General features: G+C 42.7%; 2 protein-coding genes and 1 pseudogene. 1 reads left to right on the top strand and 2 read right to left on the bottom strand.

Annotated elements, in window-relative coordinates; genetic code table 11:
- Positions 1-670: pseudogene (locus JWH17_RS22795) on the bottom strand (reverse transcriptase domain-containing protein); the annotation flags it as partial.
- 323 nt (positions 671-993) lie between these two features.
- Here JWH17_RS22795 and JWH17_RS22800 point away from each other — a divergent pair.
- Positions 994-1,668 (top strand): hypothetical protein, encoded by a 675-nt coding sequence (locus tag JWH17_RS22800; RefSeq protein WP_205225009.1) that lies wholly within the window; start codon positions 994-996, stop codon positions 1,666-1,668.
- A 598-nt stretch (positions 1,669-2,266) separates the two neighbouring features.
- Here JWH17_RS22800 and JWH17_RS22805 read toward each other — a convergent pair.
- Entirely contained in the window at positions 2,267-3,721 is a 1,455-nt protein-coding gene (locus JWH17_RS22805) for a PAS domain-containing protein (protein ID WP_205225010.1), read from the bottom strand.
- Positions 3,722-4,509: the final 788 nt, after the last annotated feature.

A 4,509-nucleotide genomic window follows, 5' to 3' on the forward strand; every position in this document is an offset into this window, starting at 1 on the left:
CATCGACAGCCACGCGGTATCCCTCGCGGATGTAGTGACGGACCTGGTACACGGCATCATGAGGCGACAACCCCTTACGGAAGCCAAAGCTCGCCTCCGAAAAACCAGGATCGAATATCGGCACTAGAACCTGAGCAATGGCCTGTTGAATCAAGCGGTCAAGGACAGCAGGTATCCCCAAGGGACGAGTGCCCCCTGTTGCCTTCGGGATCTCTACCCGTTTGACCGGTAAAGGTTCATAACTGTCTGCAAAAATGGACGAACGGATTCCCGGCCAGTATTCCCAAGCATAGGCCATGAAGTCGTCTAAAGGCATGTCATCCACGCCCGGCGCTCCGCGGTTAGCCTTAACCCGTTTCCAGGCTTCACTCAGGTTGGCCCGGGAAAGAATCCGCTCCAACAGGTATTCATCAGGATTGGGTTTACCGTCAACGCGCCGACCAATTGCTCCCCCGGTCGGGTTCATCACACTGGTCGAGCATGACGGGCCTTTTTCCTTCTCTGGGTTCGGTCCTTCGTCCGCTGGCGGCGAACTACTATGACCTCTGCTGACTCCTGCCCGGGAGCCAGACATGTTGCCATGCATGGCGCTTTCCAATGGGAGTTGGACCGCGTACCGGACAGGCCTCCCCGGATAAGGACGTGATCTTTCCTTATGCAACCGCGGCATTTACCGTATCTCCTAAACCCGAGGCTTTGTCATGTTGTGCTGACTTACCTGGAGACTCGGCCTTGTATGCCGTTTCTGTTCGTCGGCTCATAATTTTGCGCTCCAGCTTCCTCCGGACGAACCCTCACGGGATCGCCCTTGCTTTCGGCTAGTATTTATGTTCCTGTCATCACGACAGTAACAGGGTTTACATACAGGGGACTTGCACCCCATTAAATCACGCCCATGCCGGGCGTACACAAAACGTTTCACCATCGCTCTACTGCGTTCCGCTGGAACTCGCTGAGGCTCGCCGGTGAACTCAACGTTCGGCAAAGGATAAAATGGAATTTACGAAATTTAAATCATCAGGCCCCACACCAAGCAGCACTTTTGATCTAAGGCGTGAATTGTGGCTTCTCACATATGCAAGCAATTCTTGCAGACTTGTGCGCCATCTTTGTGACGTAACACAATCCGATTTATGTTGCGAAGGTGACTCAACTTATACAGGTATCATAAATGCAATATATGCCGTTTATGGCCGTCCGTTTCATTGGTGTAGAGGTATAGGCCGCTTGACAATTGATGATCTTCCATCTGAATCAATAACAATGCACAACGAGATGCTTCACCTTAGAGACAAATTATATGCTCATAAAGACATTGAAGGATATCAAGTTGAATCAGAACAATTTAACACTGTCCGCGCTGTTGTGGTTAACGGCGCAATAACAATGGTTTCAAACGAATTAATTCCTCGTGGGGCTAAAATCAGAACTATAATTCCACATGTGGAAAAACTTGTTGAGCATTTTGAAGAAAAATCAAAGGAATTAATAAAGAGAATTCGTCGTCCGGGGTGGCCAACTGACGGTGAATACATTCTCAATATGGATGCCTTTTCGGAAGAGATTCTACAACCTGTATATGAATCAATAGCAACTAATTCTGTAAAACGGATGGCCGAACAAATAGCTTCAGCAGATAGCCAGGGCGGGGCGGATGTGCCAAGCTAAACTTTTGCATCGCCCTGTCTATTGCTGAGTAAATCGTTAACATTGCCACATCGGAGATTTGGATATCCTGCTAGCACCTCTGTTTTACCTTATCCCTGTTTATACGTAACAGAACCGATTATAAAAGCTATCTTTTGCCCCGTTATCTTTGTCTGATAAAGTCAACATTGCTCCTATAGATCATGACTAACAAAATTATTCCTGGAAAAAGATAATTCCAGACAATCTCAGCGATGTTCATGAATAATCTTGGACTGTGGATGCACAGGAAGCATCTTCGGCACAGGGGAAAGTCAGAAATGCTTACCTTCGACTTGGCAATGTTAAGTTCCCTGATGATTTCTATAAATATGCAGAATTGGAAAAGCTCCATTTACTTAGATAGTTATAGAGATTTGATATACAATATTCCGACCTATTAGATGTGAGCTTCACTATGAGCTTCAGTGAAGCTGCCTGATGGTCGCAACCCAATCGTGGTAAACACCTGTCAACCTTCCTGGCCAACATGAATGCATGTCTCCTGGTAGCTGGACTGAGGTGTTGCATGTTGTGAGAATCTTTTGAATGCCTTTACTGCTACTACGATTTCCACTTGTTATTTTTCTCTATTTTTTATCAGCTGGATATACCAATCCTCGTTACCATAAAACTTACATTCACATTCAGGACACATCCCATGACTGAATGTTGCCTCTGAGTGAGTGTGAATATACTCCTCCAGTTGATTCCAGTAGCCACGATCGTCTCGAATTTTTTTACATAAAGAGCAAATAGGCAGAAGTCCACTGAGCAATTTTACGTTGGAAAGAGCTTTATGGAGTTCTTTTTTGACAATCTTCTCTTTTTCAATTGTCGCAAGTTTTTGTTCTGTGATATCTCTGACAGCCTCAATAGCACCAACTATGTTACCGGATGAGTCATAGAGCGGTGAGGCCGTTGCAGAAAGATACAATCCGTTTTCACCCAATAACGGGTAAAACCCCTCAGGGTTTGTTAAAATCTGTCCTTCTTTATCCAGGTACGTATATGGACCTTCTATCTTTGTGTCGGGCTTGAGCGCTAAATTAATCAGCAATGGCTTTCTCTTGCCAAAAAAAGGTACCGCATATTCATAATTACCTTTGCCCAGCATCTCTGACGAATTTCTCTTGGTCAATCGTTCCAGGGCATGGTTCCAGTATATTATTTTCCCCTGCTTGTCTATGACCCACGTGGGGTCTGGAAGGAAATTTATAATTTCTTTAAGCTGTTGTTCTGAATTTCTTAAATCTTCCTCTGCAGTTTTACGAGCAGTTATATTCCGGACATACTCAACCGCACCTATTGTGTTGCCTTCCTTAGTAATAATTGGAAAGGCTGATAACTCGATCCACCCTGGGGTACCAACAGGCCCGCCACGAGGTACTATTTTTGTCTGCGGAGTACCGCTTTCAATTGCTGTTTTAGCAGGGCAATCCTCACATGTAGTCTTTCTGCGATGATAGACTTCATGACATTTTTTTCCCAAGAACGGCTTTTGCGGTGAATACCATCGCTCCATTGCTTGGTTGAGCTTGACGATATTCAGCTCTGTGTCCAAAACAGTAATCCCGTCTTGGATCGTATCAAAAACAGTTTGGTAAAAATATTCAGGTTCCCTCTCGCTTCTATCGTCCTCCTTCCGGTTGGTGTGATCAATATACACAACAATTATCTCATTAGAAGAAAGCTTGTTTACATGATTATCCCGCCAGCCAGAGATTCGGCCATCTTCGTAGAATGCAGTAGGATGATGTTCTGGCTCACCACTTTTCCACACCCTTGAAAAAACATCAAATAATCCAAACTTTTTAACACCAGGAAAAATTTCTGTTACTTTTCTCCCGATTACATCATTTTTATTAATAGCTTCTATCTCTTCAACGGCTTTGTTAAGATAAGAAAATATGAAATCAGATGCATCTCGATCAACTTCATAGATTACAATTCCAGCATTCACTTTTTCCAATACTCGATGCGAGCGTTGTAGTTTTCCCTCTATGTTTATACTGGCTAATAAATTTTGTATCATAAAAGCAAGCTATTTTCTTTGGTCACCAGAAGAATAAATACGTTATCCCTTTATCATTCCATACTTCAAATATTAGCACCCTGCGCTGTTTTTTTTTATGCGTACTAACAATCAGAATCAAGTGAAGAGTGAAGAAAACCCCCTCGATTCCAAAAGGTTGGCGGGGATGTATTGAGCCATAAACATTCAATGACCAATATGATTTTTTTGTACCCTACAGAAAACTAAAGAATTTATCCCTACTACTGTACATTGAAATTATCAAGGAGTTCAGAGTTCGTTCTGACTACTTAGGGTCCCGCCCAGATTCGTGCGAAAAATGCACGCTAAAGGGAAAAGCTAACTTCTCAATGGTATGGTTAATTGATTACACTCAATATGTATCAGAAAGATACGAAAAGAACATGCACTGAAGTTATTTGCAATAGGTATAATTACCTATAATCAATATCTATTTTTGAAAAATGCAAAGATTTTTATAATGATACCAATGACTCTATCGATCTTTATTTTTTTATTAGTATTTCATTATTTTTTTGGTCCGATGCTTTCAGGGTGAAAATCTTTCCATATTATCTCGAACGGCGAGAATTTTCTGGATTTTAAAGATGACCATTGGCAGTGCTGACCTGATGATTGATTTCAAAAGGTTAGCTTCTTACTGTTTATACGTAACAAAGTGAAAACCGCATAAAGTGTTATAATGCGGTCATTAACATCCTGTTTTTTCAACAAAGAAAAAGGAGGACTCGATGACCGAAACAACAGGTATACGCCAAGACGTACTA

The organism is Desulfogranum marinum, assembly GCF_016918565.1.
Classification (GTDB): domain Bacteria; phylum Desulfobacterota; class Desulfobulbia; order Desulfobulbales; family Desulfobulbaceae; genus Desulfogranum; species Desulfogranum marinum.